The following is a 20,015-nucleotide window of genomic DNA, read 5'->3' as shown; positions in this document are numbered from 1 at the left end:
CCTTTTTCTGTCCCAAATATCCCGGGGGGTGAATTTGGCGCAGCCAAAGAGGGGGGCAGCACCCCCCCTACACGGACCCGTTCACAATTCTTTCACCACAGGGATTGCGCTGCGTTGCAGCGTAACTAGAGTGACCCCATCGGACTTATGAGGGGGAGAGCAGACCATGGCGGAATTCCGCAAGATCCTTGTCGCGAACCGGGGCGAGATCGCCATCCGCGTCATGCGCGCCGCCAATGAGATGGGCAAGAAAACCGTCGCGGTCTATGCCGAGGAGGACAAGCTGTCCCTTCACCGTTTCAAGGCGGATGAGGCGTATCGCATCGGTGAGGGCCTGTCGCCGGTCGGCGCCTATCTGTCGATCCCCGAGATCATCCGCGTCGCCAAGATGGCGGGCGCGGATGCCATCCATCCCGGCTATGGTCTTCTGTCGGAAAACCCCGATTTCGTCGAGGCCTGCGACGCGGCGGGCATTACCTTCATCGGTCCGCGCGCCGAAACCATGCGCGCGCTTGGCGACAAGGCATCGGCCCGGCGGGTGGCGATCGAGGCCGGTGTCCCGGTGATCCCCGCGACCGAGGTTCTGGGCGATGACATGGAGGCGATCAAGGCCGAGGCGGAGAAAGTCGGCTATCCGCTGATGCTCAAGGCAAGCTGGGGCGGCGGCGGGCGCGGCATGCGCCCGATCCAGTCCGAGGCGGAACTGGCCGACAAGGTGCGCGAGGGCCGGCGCGAGGCCGAAGCCGCCTTTGGCAATGGCGAGGGCTATCTGGAAAAGATGATCCTGCGCGCCCGCCATGTCGAGGTGCAGATCCTGGGCGACAAGCACGGCCAGATCTACCATCTTTATGAACGCGACTGCTCGGTCCAGCGCCGCAACCAGAAGGTCGTGGAACGCGCCCCCGCCCCCTACCTGACTGACGCACAGCGCACGGAAATCTGCGAACTGGGCCGCAAGATCTGCGCCCATGTGAATTACGAATGCGCGGGCACTGTCGAATTCCTGATGGATATGGATGACGACAAATTCTATTTCATCGAGGTCAATCCCCGCGTGCAGGTCGAACATACGGTGACCGAGGAAGTCACCGGCATCGACATCGTGCAGGCCCAGATCCGCATCGCCGAAGGCAAGACACTGGCCGAGGCGACGGGCGTTGACCGGCAGGAAGATATCACCCTATCCGGCCATGCGCTGCAATGCCGCGTGACGACCGAGGATCCGCAAAACAATTTCATTCCCGATTATGGCCGCCTGACCGCCTATCGTTCGGCGACCGGCATGGGCATCCGACTGGATGGCGGCACCGCCTATGCGGGTGGCGTCATCACGCGCTATTACGACAGTCTGCTGGTCAAGGTCACGGCATGGGCGCAGACGCCCGAAAAGGCGATTGCCCGGATGGACCGCGCCTTGCGGGAATTCCGCATCCGTGGGGTCAGCACCAATATCGCCTTTGTCGAGAACCTGCTGAAGCACCCGACCTTCCTCGACAACACCTATACGACGAAATTCATCGACACGACGCCGGATCTGTTCAATTTCAAGAAGCGCCGCGACCGGGCGACCAAGATCCTGACCTATGTCGCGGATATCACCGTGAACGGGCATCCCGAAACCGCCGGCCGCCCCCTGCCCCCGGCCGAGGCGCGTTTGCCGAAACCGCCCGAATGCCGGGCGGAACCGCCGATGGGCACCCGCAATCTGCTGGAACAGAAAGGCCCGCAGGCGGTGGCCGACTGGATGCGCGCGCAGACGAAACTGCTGATCACCGACACCACGATGCGCGACGGGCATCAGTCGCTGCTGGCCACCCGGATGCGGTCCATCGACATGATCCGCGTTGCACCCGCCTATTCGGCCAATCTGTCGCAACTTTTCAGCGTCGAATGCTGGGGCGGGGCCACCTTTGACGTGGCCTACCGGTTCCTGCAGGAATGCCCGTGGCAGCGCCTGCGCGACATCCGCGCCGCCATGCCGAACCTGATGACGCAGATGCTGCTGCGCGCCTCGAACGGCGTGGGCTATACCAATTACCCCGACAATGTCGTGCAGGCCTTCGTGAAACAGGCCGCCGAAACCGGGGTTGATGTGTTCCGCGTCTTCGACAGCCTCAACTGGGTCGAGAACATGCGCGTCGCCATGGATGCGGTGGTCGAGGCCGACAAGGTCTGCGAAGGCACGATCTGCTATACCGGCGATCTGCTGAACCCTGATCGCGCGAAATATGACCTGAAATACTATGTCGCCATGGGCAAGGAACTGCGCGACGCGGGCGCGCATGTGCTGGGGCTGAAGGATATGGCGGGGCTTCTGAAACCCGCCGCCGCCCGCAAACTGATCAAGGCGCTGAAGGATGAGGTCGGCCTGCCGATCCATTTCCACACCCATGACACCGCCGGGATTGCCTGCGCCACCATCCTTGCGGCGGCCGAGGCGGGCGTGGATGCCGTCGATTGCGCAATGGATGCGCTGTCGGGCAATACGTCACAGGCAACACTTGGCACCATCGTCGAGGCGCTGGACCATACCGACCGCGAGACCGGGCTGGATATCGGCGCGGTGCGCGAGATCTCGAATTACTGGGAAACCGTCCGCGCGCATTATGCGGCCTTCGAATCCGGCCTTCAGGCCCCGGCCTCCGAGGTTTACCTGCATGAAATGCCCGGCGGCCAGTTCACCAATCTCAAGGCGCAGGCGCGGAGCCTCGGGCTTGAGGAACGCTGGCATGAGGTCGCGCAGGCCTATGCCGATGTGAACATGATGTTCGGCGATATCGTCAAGGTCACGCCGTCATCGAAGGTCGTGGGCGACATGGCGCTGATGATGGTGGCACAGGGCCTGACCCGGGCACAGGTCGAGGACCCGAAGGTCGAGGTGGTGTTCCCGGACTCGGTCGTGGACATGCTGCGCGGCAATCTGGGCCAACCGCATGGTGGCTGGCCCGAGGGCATCCTGAAAAAGGTGCTGAAGGATGAGCCCCCGCTGACCGGCCGCGCAGGGGCGTCGCTGCCGCCTGTCGATCTTGAGGATGTGCGCGCCAAGCTGATTGCCGATCTGATGGCGGCCTCCGAGGATGGCGAAGAGGAAACCGTCGATGACGAGGATCTGAACGGATATCTGATGTATCCCAAGGTCTTTCTGGATTACCGCGCGCGTCACCGGATCTATGGCCCGGTCCGCACCCTGCCGACGCGCACGTTTTTCTACGGGATGGAGCCGGGCGAGGAGATCACCGCCGAGATCGACCCCGGCAAGACGCTGGAAGTGCGCCTGCTGACGATGAGCGAGACCGGGGAGGATGGCGACGTCAAAGTGTTCTTCGAACTCAACGGCCAGCCCCGCGTTGTCCGCGTGCCCAACCGCGCGATCAAGGCCAAGGCGGCGGTGAAGCCGAAAGCCGCCGAGGGCAACCCCGCCCATATCGGCGCGCCGATGCCGGGATCAATTGCCAGCGTTGCGGTGACCGTGGGCCAGAAGGTCAATGCGGGCGATCTGCTGCTGACCATCGAGGCGATGAAGATGGAAACCGGCCTTCACGCCGACCGGAGTGCGGTGGTGAAAGCCCTGCACATCGCCCCCGGCGCACAGGTGGATGCGAAGGATCTGCTGGTGGAACTGGAGTGAGGGGTTAGGCAAATCCGAGAAAGCGCAGAATGGCGCTCCACGCCTGCTGGAACTCGGGTCTTGCGATAATCCAACTTCCGACGCGCCCGATTTCTTTGATGGACGTTATCGTACGTGCGGTCCCAGCGACAAATGATACGGCGAAGGTTCCGAATCGAAGAATTCGGCCTGCAAGTCGGAAGCTGCTGTCCTTGCGGTTCTCCGTATCCGCCTTCGGGTCGGTCGCAACCTCGGCGTCCCGCCGCATCAAGCGGGACAAAGGGCCTTCGGAGACTTTTGCAAGCTGATCGGCGGTAAAACGGATCGCTTCTCCATTTTCAATTAGGGCATTGTTGCCCTGAATGGCATTGCGCCTTGTAATAATGTCCTGCGTCTTTATGTCATGCGCCAGAATATCAGCCGCTGCCTCACGGATCAGGGTGAGATACTCCGAAATCAGCGCATCGGTTTCGGGAGATGGCACGGCGTCATTGCGCACAAGGATTACAACCATGCGCGACGAACTGGCGCAGGCGTCGAACAATTCGACAGGAAGCGCGGCGGAATCTTCCAGCGTTTCGCGAAGCCGGGCATGGGCGGGTTCCAGCGGGCGATACTGGTTGTCCAGTTCCGGACCGAACCGGCGCAGCGCGGTTTTCATCTTGCGGCGGGCATAGGTGGCAATGTCATCGGGAAGGTCGGTTTCGGCAACCAATCGTGCAAAGCCGGTTTCAGGGTTGACGACAAGCGCCTCACCATTTGCGGTCAGTTCAAGAGCATGACGCGCCTCAATTTCGCGGATCGCCTCTGCCACCGGGCTGGGGCCTTGTTTCCACACGTCATCCGGGATCAACGCAATGTCGCGTTGAAGGCCCCAAACCAGCGGGGCTCCGGCAATCGTGGCATCCCACCAGCGGGTCCAGAAGTCCCAATGTTCAGGGTTCTCCGCCCAGATCGCGCGGGTTTCATGGTCGGCTTGGGTGAACCAGTCGGGCGGGGTGTCGGGCCAGAGTGGGAGTTGAAGCGCATCGTTTGTGGCGGTGACAATTGAAATATCAGCTCGAACGACCTCCCAAAAATCTGTAAAGACTTCATGTTCGGACGGTGACATTGCCGGAACAATCATATCGTCGGGAGGAAACCGACTCAAATGGCTCTGCAAACTCATGTCCAAAACACTCGCAATCGAACTCCAAGACACTTCAACAGCACGAGACCCCAAGTAGGCAAAGTTGTTGGCAGAAATAGATAAACTAAGTGAAAGAAGTGCCGCGTCAAAAGCCATCAGAACTTGACTTGAACGCAAGCCCCTTGCAACCAAAGAAGCTGCATTTGTTTTATTCAATCGAACCGCTAAATTCATGATTTCTGGAGAACGACCGTTCGACAACGCCGCATTGGTCAACAGTATTCGCAGATACACAAAATCACCAAAGCCAGTGGCCATTTGATCTCTTGCGCTCATTGCGAGAGGAAACACCCTTAACGCCGCGCGATGGGCAATCGCAACGGCATCCTCTCTCGGGCGGGTTTTCAACCACGCCTCAAGGCTTTCCCTGTCCTTGATATCCTCAATATCCATCCGCACCCCACCCTGCCCGTTGTGCAGAATGGCCGCTCACCCCTTCCCGCGCAACCCTACTCCGCCGGGGCGTCGGGGGTGCGTCTGGCCTTGCGGAAGAGGTGGATCAGCGGCCAGCGCAGCACGCTTGCGGCCCCCGCCAGCAGCACCAGTCCCCAGACCGGGCCTTCGGTCAAGGTCACCCAGCCCAGGATCGGAATGCCGATCACGATCAGCACCCCCGCCGCGCGCCAGTGACGATCGCGGGAGGGCAGCATCGCAATCACATTTGCCGCGATCAGCCACAGAAAGGCAAATGTCAGGGGGGATGTCAGCATCGGATGTCTCCGGCTTCGCGCAGGTACAGGCGGGGAACGGATGGAACGCTGGCGCTCTGGCTGGCGCGGAAAGCTCGGGACGGGGCGGCCCCGGTCATGCGGCCTGCCCCTGCAGGCGGGCGGGCAGGCCCCCGGCCCAGGTGGAGATTGTCCCCGCGCCGAGACAGACCACCATATCACCCGGCCGGGCCTGTTCGCGCACCAGTCGTTCCAGATCATCCTCGTTCAATATGGCGCGGGCATGGCGGTGGCCATGCGCGATCAGCCCTGCCACCAGATCATCGCGGCTGGCGCCGGGGATCGGATCCTCGCCTGCGGCATAGACCTCGGCAATGGCCACGACATCGGCCTCGTTGAAACAGGTGCAGAAATCATCGAACAGGCTGGACAGCCGGGTATAGCGATGCGGCTGGTGAACGGCGATGACGCGGCCCTTGGTGGCCTGCCGGGCCGCCCGCAGGACAGCGGCAATCTCGACCGGGTGGTGACCGTAATCGTCGATGATCGTCACGCCGCCGACCTCACCGACCTTGGTAAAGCGGCGGTTCACCCCCGCAAACCCCGCCAGCGCCTCGCGGATCTCGGCCTTTTTCATGCCCAGAAACCGCGCGACGGCCACCGCCGACAAGGCGTTGGACACATTGTGATCGCCGGGCATCGGCAGGGTGCAGCCCTCGATCACGACGGGCGCGCCGTTTTCATCCGGCCCCTCGCCCTGCAGCGCCACATCGAAATGCGCCACGCCGTTTTCATAGGTCAGGTTCACCGCCCTGACATCGGCCTGCGCGTTGAACCCGAAAGTCACGAAGCGCCGGTCGGTCACCCGGCCCACCAGCGCCTGCACCTCAGCATGATCGGTGCAGCAGACAGCCAGTCCGTAGAACGGGATATTCGAGACGAAATCAAAGAACCCTTTTCGCAGATTGTCGAACGTGCCCCAGTGTTCCATGTGCTCGGGGTCGATATTGGTGACAATCGCCACGGTCGCGGGCAACCTGTTGAAGGATCCGTCGGACTCGTCCGCCTCGACGACCATCCATTCGCCCGCACCGGCCCGCGCGTTGGACCCATAGGCATGGATCACCCCGCCATTGATGACGGTCGGATCGAAACCGCCCTTGTCCAGCAACGTGGCCACCATGGTCGTCGTCGTGGTCTTGCCATGGGTTCCGGCAATCGCGATGTTGGACTTCAGCCGCATCAGTTCGGCCAGCATCTCGGCCCGCCGCACCACCGGCAGACCGCGACGCCGCGCCTCTTCCAGTTCCGGATTGCCCTTTTTGATGGCCGAGGAGATCACGACCACCGCCGCCTCGCCGATATTCTCGGCCCGCTGGCCTTCATGAAACACCGCGCCAAGACTTTGCAGCCGCGCCGTGATCTTTGAGGCTTTTGCATCCGACCCCTGCACCCGGTAGCCCAATGTGATCAGCACTTCGGCGATGCCCGACATGCCGATGCCGCCAATGCCAACAAAATGGATCGGACCCAGTTCGACGGGCAGTTTGGTGGCGGCGTTCATGAACGGACCCTTTCGGTCAGGCTTTCGACAAGTTCCACAAGGCGGTCGGTCGCGTCGGGGCGCGACAGGGCCAGCGCATTGCGCGCCATGGCCTGCGCGGCCCCGGGATGACCCAGAACCGCCGCCATCTGCGCCGCAAGGGCTCTGGGGTCAAGGGCTTCCTCGGGGATCAGGATCGCGGCCTCGCCCTCGACCAGCCCCCGGGCATTGGCGGTCTGATGGTCACCCGTGGCAGCAGCAAAAGGCACAAGGATCGACGGACGCCCGATGACCGAGATATCGGCCACCGACGAAGCGCCGGAGCGTGAGACGACAAGCTGCGCCTCGCTCAGACGGCGGGGAATATCGGTGAAGAAGGGTTCGACCTCGGCGCGGATGCCCGCCGTGGCATAGGCGGCGGTCACGCGGTCCAGATCTTCGGCCCGCGCCTGATGGGCCACGCGCAACTGCGCGCGGATCGTTTCAGGCAAGGCGGCCACCGCCTCGGGCACCACATCGGACAGGATGCGCGCGCCCTGACTGCCGCCGATGACCAACAGGCTCATCGGATAATCACCGGGTGGGATATAGCCCGCACCGCTGCGCTCCAGCACCGCCGCCCGCACCGGATTGCCGGTATGGGTGCCGGTCACGCCTTCGGGCAGGGCTGTGGGCCATGTGCCACAGGCCACCGCATCGACACGGAGGGCAAAGACCTGATTGACCCGCCCCAGAACGCCGTTCTGTTCATGGATCATGCGCGGACGGCGCAGCACTGTGGCCGCCGCAAGCGCGGGGATCGAGGGATAGCCGCCGAAGCCCACAACCACGGCAGGCCGGTCGCGCAGCTGCCCGATCAGCGCCGCGATCACCCCGCCCGCAATGCGCAGGGGGGCCAGCGCCCTGACCAGCAGCCCGCCGCGCGCGAAGGTTGCGGAACTCACCTGTTCCACCCGCACCTCACGCGGGAAGCCGCCCGCATAGCGCGCGCCGCGCGCATCGGTGGACAGCTTGACCCGCCAGCCGCGCGCCAGCATCGCCTCGGCCAGCGCCTGCGCGGGAAACATATGCCCGCCGGTGCCGCCCGCCGCGATCAGCAGCAGCGGCCTGTCTGCCCTGCGCCCCGCCATCAGCGCCCCCGCCGCAGCAGAATCTCTGCAATCTCACCCTGCGGGCGGGTCCGGGTCAGCGCCAGCAGCATACCCATCGTGATGCCCGCCGCGATGACCGAGGATCCGCCATAGCTGACGAAAGGCAGCGTCATGCCCTTGGCAGGCAAAAGCCGCACCGCAACCCCCATATTGATCATCGCCTGTACCGCGAAGATCGCAGCCAGCCCCGCCCCGGCCAACCGGGTGAAGGGATCGCGCTCGCGCAGCAGACGGAACAGCGACCGCACGACGATGGTGGTGTAAAGCGCGATGATCATCAGAACCAGAACCAGCCCGTATTCCTCGGCCGCGACCGCGATGATGAAATCGGTATGGGCATCGGGCAGGGACCATTTCACCTGCCCCTCGCCCACGCCGACGCCGAAGAAGCCGCCTTCCTGAATGGCGTTGGTAGCATAGCCAAGCTGGGTGCGCGGATCCACCTCGGGCGACAGAAAGCCGTTGATCCGCCGGGCGAAATGCTCGGAATTGTTATAGGCAAAGAAACCCGCCGCCCCGGTCAGCCCGATGACCGACAGGATCAGCACCAGCGGCGCGCCCGCCACGAAATAGACCACGCCCCAGCCGAACAGGATCAGCGCCGCCTGCCCGAAATCGGGCTGGAAGGCCAGCAGCAGCACGATCACCGCCAGAATAAGGAAAGATGCCGATTTTCCGCGGGGTCCGCCGATGTCCTGACTGGCCGAAATAAGCCATGCCGACAGCACGATGAACCCGGGCTTGAGGAATTCCGAAGGCTGAACCGAGGCAAAGCCCAGGCTGAACCAGCGCACGGCCCCCTTGCCGAAATCCGTGCCGAAGACCGGCAGAAGCGCCAGCGCCATGAAGGAGGCCAGAAAGCCCAGAACCCCCAGCCGCCGTACCATCGCGGGTTGCATCATCGAGATGCCGACCATCACCGCCAGTCCAAGCCCGCCGAAAAAGGCCTGCCGCTGGACATAGTGGAAAACATCCAGCCCGTTGCGCTGCGCCAGCGGCACCGAGGCGGCAAGCCCCAGCAACATGCCGATGCTGAACAGCAGGAAAACCGCCGCCAGCGACCATCGGTCGATGCTGCGCCACCAACGGGGAAGAACCGGCTCCACCACCCGTCCGGGCATGGACCCATAGACCATTTCCGTCATGGAATACCGCCTGATTGTGCCTGTTACTGCCAAATGTCCGGGTTTGCCCTGGATCTGGAAGAAAGGTTAGCCGGATTTTGCCGCTTTGGCCAGTGCAAAGCGGGGCGCCCTGCTCCGATACTGCCGGACCTCCGGCCCGGTGAAACTCCGGCCGATATCGCATCCCGGCTGCGGTCATCACCTGTCCGCCGCATCCGGCAAAGCTGCACAGACCCCTGTGCATCGCGCCCCGCGTGCATTTCCGGGATGGACAGCCCCGCAGGACAGGCTTAGCGATCTGGGCATGTCAAGCCGACCCCTTACCCGTTATCTCGACAGAACCACCCCGCCGCATCTTTCGACGCTGGTGCTTCTGGCCGGAATCGCAGCGCTGTCGCTGAACATCTTCTTGCCCTCGCTTCCGTCGATGGCGCTGGCTTTTGGCGTCGATTACGGGGTGATGCAGCTTTCGCTGTCGCTTTATCTGGCCGCGACGGCGGCGCTGCAGATCGTGATCGGGCCGATATCGGACCGGTTGGGCCGACGTTCGGTGGCGATCTGGGCCATGGCAATCTTCACATTGGCAACGCTGGGTGTCTTGCTGGCCCCGAACTTCGCGCTGTTCCTGACCTTCCGGCTGATGCAGGCGGTTGTCGCCACCGGTTTCGTGCTGTCACGCGCTGCGGTGCGGGATATGGTGCCGCAGGATCAGGCCGCCTCGATGATCGGCTATGTGACCATGGGCATGTCGCTGGTGCCGATGGTGGGCCCGGTAATCGGTGGCATCCTGGATGCGGCCTTTGGCTGGCAGGCGGCCTTTGTCATTCTGGCCCTGTCGGGGGCGGGGATGGTCTGGCTGCTCTGGGCCGATATGGGGGAGACGACGACGCAGCGCTCGGCAAGTTTCGCCGAACAGTTCCGCCAATATCCCGCCCTTCTGACCTCGCAACGCTTCTGGGGCTATTGCCTTGCTGCGGCCTTCGCCTCGGGCGCGTTCTTTGCCTATCTTGGTGGCGCGCCCTACGTGGGTACGACCTTCTACGGGATGGATTCCGCGACGCTTGGCCTATATTTCGGCGCACCGGCCTTGGGCTATATGGCGGGGAATTTCGTTTCCGGCCGCTACTCGGTGCGGGTCGGGATCAATCGCATGGTTCTCTGGGGTGCGCTGATCTCGACGGGAGGGATGGCTGTGCTGATGCTGATCGAACTCCTTGGCAGTGCCGGTCCTCTGGGCTTTTTCGGGCTGATGGTCGCGGTGGGCCTGGGCAATGGATTGGTCATGCCGAACTCGACCGCGGGCATGCTGTCGGTGCGCCCCGCGCTTGCCGGTTCGGCGGCGGGTCTTGGCGGGGCCTTTACGATTGCGGGCGGTGCGGCGCTTTCGGCGCTGGCAGGCTTCGTGCTGGGGCCGGATACCGGCCCGATGCCCCTGATCCTGCTGATGCTGGCCACATCCGCCGCCGCGATTTTCTGCATCCTCTGGGTCCTGCGGCGCGAGGCGCGGCTTTCGCGCGGTTGACGCCACAGTTTTGCAAAGCCACTGTCAGAATTGCAGATGCGCCGATTTGCAAACAGGCGAACTTGCGAACGGGCAGCATTGCAAACAGGGGCGGCGATGGCGGTGCAGAAACTCTATGCCGGGGCAAAGCTGCGCGAATTGCGCGGTCGTATCGGTGTCACGCAAAAGGCTTTTGCGCAGAAACTGGGGATCTCACTGCCCTATCTCAACCAGATGGAAAACAACCACCGCCCGGTCTCTGCCGGGGTCGTGCTGGCGCTGGCGCAGGAATACGGGCTGGATGTTACCGAACTGACGACGGGCGATGCCGAGCGCATGGTCTCGGACATGCGTGAGGCGCTGGCCGATCCGGTGTTTTCCGCCCCGCCACCGCTGGCCGATCTGCGGCTTGCGGCCTCGAACGCCCCGGCCCTTGCCCGCGCCTTCCTTGCCCTGCATCAGGCCTATCGCCAGACCCATGAACGGCTTGCCTCGCTGGATGAGGCACTGGGGCGTGAGGATGCAGCCCTGCGCCCTTCACCATGGGAAGAGGTGCGCGACTTCTTTCATTACTGCGACAATTACCTTGATGCCATCGATCGCGCGGCCGAACATTTCGCCTGCCCGCAAGGCCAGCGCCGCGACGTGATCGCGGCCGCCCGCGCCACGCTGGACCGGCTGGGCGTCGATCTGCGCCATGCCGAGGCAGGCCCCCTGCGCCATTTCGACAGTGCCAAACGCGTGCTGCATCTGGCGCGGGGGGCGTCCGGCCCGACGCAGCGGTTCCAGTTGCTGCATCAGATCGCGCTTTTGACCCAGAATGACCTGCTGGAGGCAACGCTGGACCTTGCCCAGTTCCAGACACCCGAGGCGCGCGGCATCGCCAAGATCGGGCTGGCCAATTACTTCGCCGGGGCGGCCCTGATGCCCTATGGCCCGTTTCTGGAGGTCGCCAATACCGTCCGGCACGATCTGGAACGTCTGGCCGATCTTTTTGATGCCTCGATTGAGCAGGTTGCGCATCGGCTGTCGACCCTGCAACGGCCGGGCGCCAAAGGCGTGCCCTTCTTCTTCGTGCGGGTCGATCAGGCGGGCACGATCACCAAACGCCATTCCGCGACACGGCTGCAATTCGCGCGCTTTGGTGGCGCCTGCCCGTTGTGGAACGTGCATCAGGCGTTCGAGACTCCGGGTCGTTTCCTGCGGCAACTGGCCGAAACGCCGGACGGGATCCGCTATTTCTGTCTGTCGCGCGATGTGTCGAAACCGGGCGGCGCTTACGGTGCCCCGGTGCGGCGCTACGCCATCGGACTGGGGTGCGAGGTCGGCCATGCCGACCGCCTGATCTATGCCGAAGGGCTGGACCTGCGCGGACGGTTTGAGCCAATCGGCATTTCCTGCCGCATCTGTGAACGGCCCGATTGCCACCAGCGTTCGGTGCCGCCGCTTGAACGGCGTCTCAGCCTCGATCCCGACCGACGCGGCACCCTGCCCTATCAGATCGCCGAGGGGCGGTGATGGGAGTACCCTTGCGCATCAACGTTTCGCGCGCCGGAATCCCGCTGCCCGGGCCTCGGCCTCACTGCAGAACATCGCCTCGCCCTTGCGGCGGTCGATCCGGGTCTTGTCGTAATAGCGCTGGCCGGGCAGGTGATAGATCCGTTCGCCTTTGGCCGAGATATTACCCTTGATCGCGCAGCGGTCCTGCGCTTGCGGGCGGGTATTGCCCGCCGATTGCTGCGCCTGCCGGAAGGTTTCGGGCGCTGCGGTCTGGCCATTCCACAGCCCGCGCAGCGCGGATTTCGCCTCGGCCTCTTGTGCGATGTAATCCGTTGAATAGCGCCGATAGGCCGTGGCCGCGCCGGTCCGCACCATCTCGGCCCCGATATCAAGGTCCCCGGCATGGCAGCGCGCGACCGTCCGGCCATAGCGGTCGCGGTCCAATGCCTCGCAGCGCAAGCCGCCCGTCACCAGTGCCCGCAGCCGCGCCGCCGCCCAGTCTCCGCAGGCCCAGTTGCGCCCTGAAGGATCGCAGCGCTGGCCCTTTTCCGGCGCGTCGATCCCGAAAAGCCGCAGCCTTTCCCCGGCCAGAACCAGCGTATCGCCATCGACCACCCGCGCCACCCCGTCCAGCGCCGGGGCGGGGGCGGGCAACAGCGCAAGCGCGGTCAGGACCGGAATGAAAAGGGAACGAAATCTTAACATTCCCCGGATCTGGGCCGCATGAGCCCGAATCACAAGGTTTTTGTTAACATTTGGTTAACTTAGGTTAACGCCCGTTCCCGTCCCGCCACGCCACCCAAAGGCTGCTCCTGGCATTTCGTCACCGCTGCGCCGTCTGCCAGTCCTCGGCGACAACCGGCGGCAGGTTCAGCGGTGCCAGCGGGCTGCGGCCCAGAATATGATCGGCGGCCTTTTCGCCGACCATGATCGAGGGACCGTTGAGATTGCCATTGGTAATGCGCGGGAAGATCGAACTGTCGGCCAGCCGCAACCCGTCCACCCCGATGACGCGGCATTCCGGATCGACCACCGCCATCGGATCGTCGCGCCGTCCCATCCGGGCCGTGCCGCAAGGGTGATAGGCGCTTTCGGCATGGTCGCGGATGAAGGCGTCGATCTCGGCATCGGTCTCATGTCCCGGGCCGGGCTGGATTTCATGTTTCACGAAAGGCGCCATCGCCGCCTGACCGAAAACCTCACGCGTCAGGCGGATACAGGCGCGGAAATCCTGCCAGTCCTGATCGGTGGACATATAGTTGAAGCGGATCATCGGCGGCGCGGCGGGATCGGCAGAACGCAGCCGCACCTCACCGCGCGAGGGTGATCGCATCGGCCCGACATGGGCCTGAAACCCATGCCCCTCGGCGGCGGCCTTGCCGTCATAGCGTACGGCAATGGGCAGGAAATGATACTGGATATCGGGATAATCCACCCCGGCGCGCGACCGGATGAAGCCGCAGGCCTCAAACTGGTTCGAGGCGCCCAGTCCGGTTTTCGTGAACAGCCATTGCGCCCCGATCATCCCCTTGCCGATCAGGTTCCAGTATTTGTACAGCGTGATCGGCTGGCGGCTGGCAAATTGCATATAGACCTCAAGATGGTCCTGCAGGTTTGCGCCCACCCCGGGCCGGTCGGCGATCACGGGAAGGCCATGTTCGGCCAGATGGTTCGCCGGACCGATGCCCGACAGCATCAGGAGCTTCGGCGAATTGATCGAGGAGGCGGCAAGCACCACCTCCCGCCGGGCGGAAATCACCTCGACCCCGCCCCGGCGTGCGACCTCAACCCCGGTTGCGCGGCCCTCGGCAATGACAACGCGGCGGGCAAGTCCCCGGACCAGTGTGACATTGCCCCGCGCCATGGCCGGGCGCAGATAGGCATTGGCCGCCGACCAGCGCCGCCCTTTCCAGATCGTCGCCTCCATCGGGCCGAAGCCTTCCTGTGCGGCGCCGTTGTAATCATCCGTCACGGGATAACCGGCCTGCCGCCCCGCCTCGATAAAGGCATCGAACAGCGGATTGCTGCGCGGACCGCGCGTGATATGCAAGGGGCCATCCGTGCCGCGATAATCCGAATGCGCCCCGTGCGAATGTTCCATCCGGCGAAAATAGGGCAGCACATCGGCATAGGACCAGCCCTGTGCGCCTTGATCGGCCCAATGGTCGAAATCGCGCGCATGGCCGCGCACATAGACCATGCCGTTGATCGACGAGGATCCTCCGATCACCCGGCCGCGCGGCGTGGCAAGGCGACGGTTGCCCAGATGCGGTTCGGGTTCCGAGGACAGGCCCCAGTCATATAGCGGCATGTTCATCGGATAGGACAGCGCCCCGGGCATCTGAATGAAAGGGCCGATATCGCTGCCGCCTTCCTCGATCACGATGATGGATGCCCCCGCCTCACCCAGCCGGTAAGCCATGGCACAGCCTGCCGAACCCGCCCCCACGATCACGAAATCTGCTTCCATCGTTCTCTTTCCGGATCTTCAAGGCGCATCTCGGCGCCGCCTGTGTCTGGCTTCAGGCGCCGGGGGCTGTCTGCCCCCCGGGCCCCCCGAAGGTATTTTCGTCAAGATGAAAGGGGGGTCAGTAGGGCGAATCCACGGGCCCCATGCCGACATAGACCGTCTTGATCTGGCTGTAATGCTCGATGGCCGCGCGGCCGTTTTCGCGCCCGACACCCGAAAGTTTCGAGCCGCCGAAAGGGGCCTCGACCGGGGTCAGGTTATAGGCGTTGATCCAGCAGGTTCCCGCCTCAAGCGCTGCGATCACGCGGTGGGCGCGGGTGATGTCGCGGGTGAACACCCCGGCGGCAAGGCCGAATTGCGTGGCATTGGCGCGGGTCACGGCCTCGTCCTCGGTCTCGAAATCGAGAACCGCCATGACTGGACCGAACACCTCTTCCTGCGCGATGGTCATGTCATCGGTCACATCGGCAAAGACGGTGGGCGCGACGAACCAGCCTTCCAGATCGGGGGCATCGCCGCCGCAGACCAGCCGGGCGCCTTCGGCCTTCGCGGTCTCGATATAGCCGGTGACCTTTGCATGCTGTGCCGCCGAGACCAGCGGACCCATCTGGGTGTCGGGGTCCATCGGATCACCCAGCACGATCACGGCACTGCGTTCGGCCAGACGGGCAAGGAACGCCTCCTTGATGCCCGATTGCACGAAGACGCGCGTGCCGTTGGAACAGACCTGCCCGGCGGAATAGAAATTGCCCAGCATCGCCGCGCCGACCGCGCTTTCCAGATCGGCATCGTCAAAGACGATCAGCGGCGACTTGCCGCCCAGTTCCATCGTGACATGGCGCACGCCCTCGGCGGCCATGGCATAGACCTTGCGCCCCGTCGGCACCGACCCGGTCAGCGAGACCTTGGCCACGCGCGGATCCTGCACCAGCGCCGCGCCAACCTGCCCGCGCCCCTGCACGACATTGAACAACCCCGGCGGCAGCCCGGCCTCGATCAGGATCTCGGCCAGTTGCAGCGCCCCCAGCGGTGTCACTTCGGAGGGTTTGAACACCAACGCATTGCCCATGGCCAGCGCCGGCGCGGCCTTCCAGCAGGCAATCTGGCTGGGATAGTTCCAGGCCCCGAGCCCGACACAAACGCCCAGGGGCTCGCGCAATGTATAGGCGAAATCCTGACCCAGCGGCACGGTCTCACCGGTCACGGTGGGGGCGAGGCCCGCGAAGTATTCCAGCGCATCGGCGCCCGAGGGCCAGTCGGCGACGCGGGTTTCCTGAATCGGCTTGCCGGTATCCAGGGTTTCCAGCGCGGCAAGGCTGTCGCCGTATTCGCGGATCAGATCGGCCGCGCGGCGCAGGATGCGGCCGCGCTCCACCGGACGCAGCCGCGCCCAGTCCCGCTGTGCCGCCTGCGCCGAGGCAAGGGCCGCGTCGATCACCGCCGGTGTGGCCTCATGCAGTTCGGCGCAGATCCGGCCGGTCGCGGGCGAATAGACCTCGATCACCGCGCCGGCCTCATCCTCCATCCAGTCGCCGTTCACGAAATGGCTTGCCTGTGGTTGTGCCCTCATGGGTTCGGATCCTTTCCCTTGTCGGTCAGATGGTCGCGCAGCATCCGCAGGGCGGTTTCCGCATCGGGCGGCCCCTCCTTCAGCACTTCGCGCAGATAAAGCCCGTCGATCAGCGCGCCCAGACTGTCGGCCAGCGCCTCGGCCCCGTGCCCGTGAAGCGGCCGCAGACAGGCCAGAAGGTTTGAGCGCAGCCGCCGCTGATAGACCGACAAAAGCCGCCGCGCATCGGCCTGACTTTGCGCCAGAACGTAGAAATTCAGCCAGGCGCTGACCACTTCGCGCCGGAAGTTGGTGGCCGAAAAGGAAACCCGGAAGATCGCGTCCAGCCGCGCCTGCGGCCCTTCGGCCACCGCCAGCGCGCCGCGCACCTCGGCCCCGTAAAGCGACAGGACATGGCGCATCGCGGCCAGAAAGATCGCCTCCTTGCCGCCGAAATAGTGATGCGCCAGCGCAGGCGACATGCCCGCCCGCCGCGCAATCTGGCTGACCGTCACATCCAGTGACCCGGCCCGACCGATTTCGACGATCGTCGCTTTGACGAGCGCCTCCTTTCGGATAGGCTCCATCCCGAGTTTCGGCATTGGCGGCATTTCCCAATAACTGCTTGCCAGCCGGGCTAACCTGAAGTTTATTGACTCGTCAATCAACAAAAAATGCACAGGGGAGATCGAAGACATGCCACAACCGAGACAACTGCTGCTGACCGGGGCCGCGCTGCTGGCCATGGCCGGACAGGCATCGGCAAATTGTGACCGGGTCGTGTTTTCCGATGTCGGCTGGACCGACATCACCGCCACGACCGCCGCAACCACCGTGGTGCTGCAGGCACTGGGCTATGAGACCGAAACCAAGATCCTGTCGGTGCCGGTGACCTATCAATCGCTGGCCGCCGGGGATGTGGATGTGTTCCTTGGCAACTGGATGCCGACGATGGAGGCCGATATCGCCTCCTATCGTGAGGCCGGAACGGTAGAGACGGTGCGCACCAATCTGACGGGGGCAAAATACACGCTGGCCACCAATGCGGCAGGGGCCGCGCTGGGGATCGCGAATTTCGCCGATATCGCAGCCCAGCAAGAGGCGCTGTCGGGCCAGATCTACGGGATCGAGCCGGGCAATGACGGCAACCGCCTGATCCTGGACATGATCGAGGCCGATGCCTTCGGGCTGAAGGGCTGGGAAGTGGTCGAAAGCTCGGAACAGGGGATGCTGGCACAGGTCGCGCGGGCCGATGGCCGGGATGAGCCTGTGGTCTTTCTGGGCTGGGAACCGCACCCGATGAATGCCAATTTCGACCTGACTTATCTTGCCGGTGGCGATGACTGGTTCGGCCCGGATTTCGGCGGGGCCGAGGTCGCGACCAACACGCGCAAGGGCTATGTCGCGGAATGCCCCAACACCGGAAAACTTCTGGAAAATCTGGAATTCTCGCTGGCCATGGAAAATGAGATCATGGGCGCGATCCTCAATGACGGCGCTGATCCTGCGGCGGCGGCGAAAGACTGGCTTGCCGCCAATCCCGGCGTACTGGAGGGCTGGCTTGACGGCGTGACCACCCGCGACGGTGGCGATGCCATGGCCGCCGTGACCGCCGCACTGAACTGACAGGGGTGCCGGGGAAACCGGGGGGCGCGGGCACGCGCCCCTTTCCCCATGTGCAGAACGCTGGAAGCAGGGGGCCCTGATGGAATGGCTGACCGATAACAAGATCCCGGTCGGGCGAACCGCCAAGACCGTCTTCGACTGGTTGCAGACCCATGCAGCCCCCTTGTTCGACGCCATCGCCGAAGGGCTGGAGGCGCTGATCGACGCGATCCTCTGGGTGTTGCAAAGCCCGCATCCGCTGATCGTGGTGGCGGCCTTCGTGGCGCTGACTTGGGCACTGCAACGGTCCTGGAAGACCTGCCTTCTGGTGGCGCTCGGCTTTCTGTTCATTCTCAATCAGGGCTATTGGAAGGCCACAACCGAAAGCCTGACACTGGTGCTGTCGGCCTGTGTGGTCTGCATGGCCATCGGCGTGCCCATCGGCATCATGGCCGCGCACCGGCCCCGGCTTTATCAATGGATGGTGCCGGTTCTGGACCTGATGCAGACCCTGCCGACCTTTGTCTATCTGATCCCGGCCATCGTGTTTTTCGGCATCGGCATGGTGCCGGGGCTGATTGCGACAGTGATTTTCGTGCTGCCCGCCCCGATCCGCCTGACGCATCTGGGCGTGTCCTCGACCCCGCAGACCCTGCTGGAGGCCGCGACGGCCTTCGGGGCCACGCCACGCCAGCGACTGTGGAAGGTCGAACTGCCCTATGCCTTTCCGCAGATCATGGCAGGGCTGAACCAGACCATCATGCTGTCGCTGTCGATGGTGGTGATTGCGGCACTGGTGGGGGCGAACGGGCTGGGTGTGCCGGTGGTCCGTGCGCTCAACTCGGTCAACTCGGCGCTTGGGTTCGAATCCGGCATGGTCATCGTGGTTGTCGCGATCCTTCTGGACCGCATGTTAAGGGTAAGCCGCAAATGACGGCTTCCGCCCCCCCCTCCCCAGTCCGGCGTCCTGCGGTTGAATTTGACCGCGTGTCCATCGTTTTCGGCGATGCGCCCGACCGCGCCTTGCCCCTGATGGACAAGGGCCAAAGCCGCGCCGAGGTGCAGACAGCGACCGGCCAGATCCTTGGTGTGCATGACTGTTCGCTGAGCGTGGACGAGGGCGAGATCCTTGTGCTGATGGGCCTTTCGGGATCAGGCAAATCCACCCTGCTGCGCGCGGTGAATGGGTTGAACCCGGTCTGCCGGGGTCAGGTGCACGTCAATATCGGTGGCTGGTCCTGCGCGGTGGTGGGGGCGGCTCAGCCCGATCTTCTGAAACTGCGGCGCGAATGTGTGGCCATGGTGTTTCAGTCCTTCGGCCTGCTGCCCTGGCGCACAGTGCGTGAAAATGTCGGCCTTGGCCTTGAACTTGCGGGCCAAAATGCGGCGCAGCGGCGGGAACGCGTCGAGGCGCAGCTTGCGCTGGTCAACCTGTCGCAATGGGCCGACCGCAAGGTGGGAGAGCTTTCGGGCGGGATGCAGCAGCGCGTCGGCCTTGCGCGGGCCTTCGTGACCGAGGCGCCGATCCTTTTGATGGATGAGCCCTTCTCGGCGCTCGATCCGCTGATCCGGGCGCGGCTGCAGGATGAATTACTGGAACTTCAGGCCAAGCTGAAACGCACGATCATCTTTGTCAGCCATGATCTGGATGAGGCGTTCAAGATCGGCAACCGCATCGCGCTGATGGAGGGCGGGCGGATCGTGCAATGCGGCACGGCGCGGGATATCATCGCCAATCCGGTTTCGGATTATGTCGCGGATTTCGTGGCCCATATGAACCCGCTTTCCGTGCTGACCGCGCGCGATGTGATGGAGCCGGGCGAAAGCACCGCCACACACCAGATGGCGGCAGAGACCCCGGTACGGCAGGTGATGGAGGCGCTGCGCGATGGTGCCGCCGAGATCGCGGTGACCGAACAGGGCCGCCGGATCGGCGTTCTGCGCGCGGCGCATGTCATGGGGCGGCTGCTCGACCCGCGCGGCTGACCACCTGCTGCAGCCAAGGCCGGGGGGCTTCGCGCCCCCCGGACCCCCCGCGGGATATTTATGGACAGAAAAATGGGGCGGACTGTCCGGCATGCCGTTGCAGCGGCAGCCCGGCCCCGATT

At 64.0% G+C, this 20,015-nt stretch carries 15 protein-coding genes; 6 read left to right on the top strand and 9 right to left on the bottom strand.

The features are described from left to right. Nucleotides 1–166 precede the first annotated feature (166 nt). On the top strand, nt 167–3,628 hold the full coding sequence (locus JL811_RS13540; protein WP_202689235.1) for a pyruvate carboxylase: 3,462 nt from the start codon (nt 167–169) through the stop codon (nt 3,626–3,628). A gap of 4 nt (nt 3,629–3,632) precedes the next feature. Here the strand turns inward: JL811_RS13540 and JL811_RS13535 are convergent, their stop codons facing one another. The 5 genes from JL811_RS13535 to JL811_RS13515 form a co-directional block, all read right to left on the bottom strand. Next, nucleotides 3,633–5,189 carry a hypothetical protein gene (locus JL811_RS13535; protein WP_202689234.1) on the bottom strand — a complete coding sequence of 519 codons (1,557 nt, stop codon included), beginning with the start codon at nt 5,187–5,189 and terminating at the stop codon, nt 3,633–3,635. 56 nt (nt 5,190–5,245) lie between these two features. Next, the gene (locus JL811_RS13530; RefSeq protein WP_202689233.1) at nt 5,246–5,506 is read right to left on the bottom strand and encodes a DUF2484 family protein; all 261 of its coding nucleotides are present in this window, start codon (nt 5,504–5,506) and stop codon (nt 5,246–5,248) included. 94 nt (nt 5,507–5,600) lie between these two features. Next, nucleotides 5,601–7,028, bottom strand: coding sequence for a UDP-N-acetylmuramate--L-alanine ligase (murC, locus tag JL811_RS13525; RefSeq protein ID WP_202689232.1), 1,428 nt, complete (start codon nt 7,026–7,028; stop codon nt 5,601–5,603). Then, nucleotides 7,025–8,137 carry a UDP-N-acetylglucosamine--N-acetylmuramyl-(pentapeptide) pyrophosphoryl-undecaprenol N-acetylglucosamine transferase gene (locus JL811_RS13520; protein ID WP_202689231.1) on the bottom strand — a complete coding sequence of 371 codons (1,113 nt, stop codon included), beginning with the start codon at nt 8,135–8,137 and terminating at the stop codon, nt 7,025–7,027. The genes murC and JL811_RS13520 overlap by 4 nt, the downstream gene beginning before the upstream one ends. Continuing rightward, entirely contained in the window at nt 8,137–9,303 is a 1,167-nt protein-coding gene (locus JL811_RS13515) for a peptidoglycan glycosyltransferase FtsW (RefSeq protein ID WP_202689230.1), read from the bottom strand. The genes JL811_RS13520 and JL811_RS13515 overlap by 1 nt, the downstream gene beginning before the upstream one ends. 283 nt (nt 9,304–9,586) lie before the next feature. Between JL811_RS13515 and JL811_RS13510 the strand changes: the two genes are divergently transcribed. Next, complete coding sequence (locus JL811_RS13510; protein ID WP_202689229.1) at nt 9,587–10,804, top strand: multidrug effflux MFS transporter; 1,218 nt, start codon at nt 9,587–9,589, stop codon at nt 10,802–10,804. 96 nt (nt 10,805–10,900) lie between these two features. Next, nucleotides 10,901–12,301, top strand: coding sequence for a helix-turn-helix domain-containing protein (locus JL811_RS13505; protein WP_202689228.1), 1,401 nt, complete (start codon nt 10,901–10,903; stop codon nt 12,299–12,301). Between the two features lie 18 nt (nt 12,302–12,319). Here the strand turns inward: JL811_RS13505 and JL811_RS13500 are convergent, their stop codons facing one another. From JL811_RS13500 to betI, 4 genes are all read right to left on the bottom strand, one after another. Beyond that, the gene (locus tag JL811_RS13500) at nt 12,320–12,988 is read right to left on the bottom strand and encodes a thermonuclease family protein (RefSeq protein ID WP_202689227.1); all 669 of its coding nucleotides are present in this window, start codon (nt 12,986–12,988) and stop codon (nt 12,320–12,322) included. A 118-nt stretch (nt 12,989–13,106) separates the two neighbouring features. Beyond that, nucleotides 13,107–14,753: a choline dehydrogenase gene (betA, locus tag JL811_RS13495; RefSeq protein ID WP_202689226.1), complete on the bottom strand. Its 1,647-nt coding sequence runs from the start codon at nt 14,751–14,753 to the stop codon at nt 13,107–13,109. A 118-nt stretch (nt 14,754–14,871) separates the two neighbouring features. Further along, entirely contained in the window at nt 14,872–16,323 is a 1,452-nt protein-coding gene (gene betB / locus JL811_RS13490; RefSeq protein WP_202689225.1) for a betaine-aldehyde dehydrogenase, read from the bottom strand. Beyond that, on the bottom strand, nt 16,320–16,904 hold the full coding sequence (betI, locus tag JL811_RS13485) for a choline-binding transcriptional repressor BetI (RefSeq protein ID WP_202689224.1): 585 nt from the start codon (nt 16,902–16,904) through the stop codon (nt 16,320–16,322). Before betI ends, betB begins: the two co-directional genes overlap by 4 nt. A 94-nt stretch (nt 16,905–16,998) precedes the next feature. On the opposite strand from betI, the gene choX reads away from it, so the two are divergent. The 3 genes from choX (at nt 16,999) to choV (ending at nt 19,893) form a co-directional block, all read left to right on the top strand. Then, on the top strand, nt 16,999–17,928 hold the full coding sequence (gene choX / locus JL811_RS13480; RefSeq protein WP_202689223.1) for a choline ABC transporter substrate-binding protein: 930 nt from the start codon (nt 16,999–17,001) through the stop codon (nt 17,926–17,928). Between the two features lie 79 nt (nt 17,929–18,007). After that, entirely contained in the window at nt 18,008–18,841 is an 834-nt protein-coding gene (choW, locus tag JL811_RS13475) for a choline ABC transporter permease subunit (protein ID WP_202689222.1), read from the top strand. Then, nucleotides 18,838–19,893, top strand: coding sequence for a choline ABC transporter ATP-binding protein (choV, locus tag JL811_RS13470; RefSeq protein ID WP_202689221.1), 1,056 nt, complete (start codon nt 18,838–18,840; stop codon nt 19,891–19,893). Before choW ends, choV begins: the two co-directional genes overlap by 4 nt. Nucleotides 19,894–20,015 lie beyond the last annotated feature (122 nt).

The sequence above is a fragment of the Szabonella alba genome, assembly GCF_016765775.1.
GTDB classification, from domain to species: domain Bacteria; phylum Pseudomonadota; class Alphaproteobacteria; order Rhodobacterales; family Rhodobacteraceae; genus Szabonella; species Szabonella alba.
The sequence above is the reverse complement of the archived record's forward strand: the minus strand, read 5'-3'. Positions and strand labels throughout refer to the sequence as shown.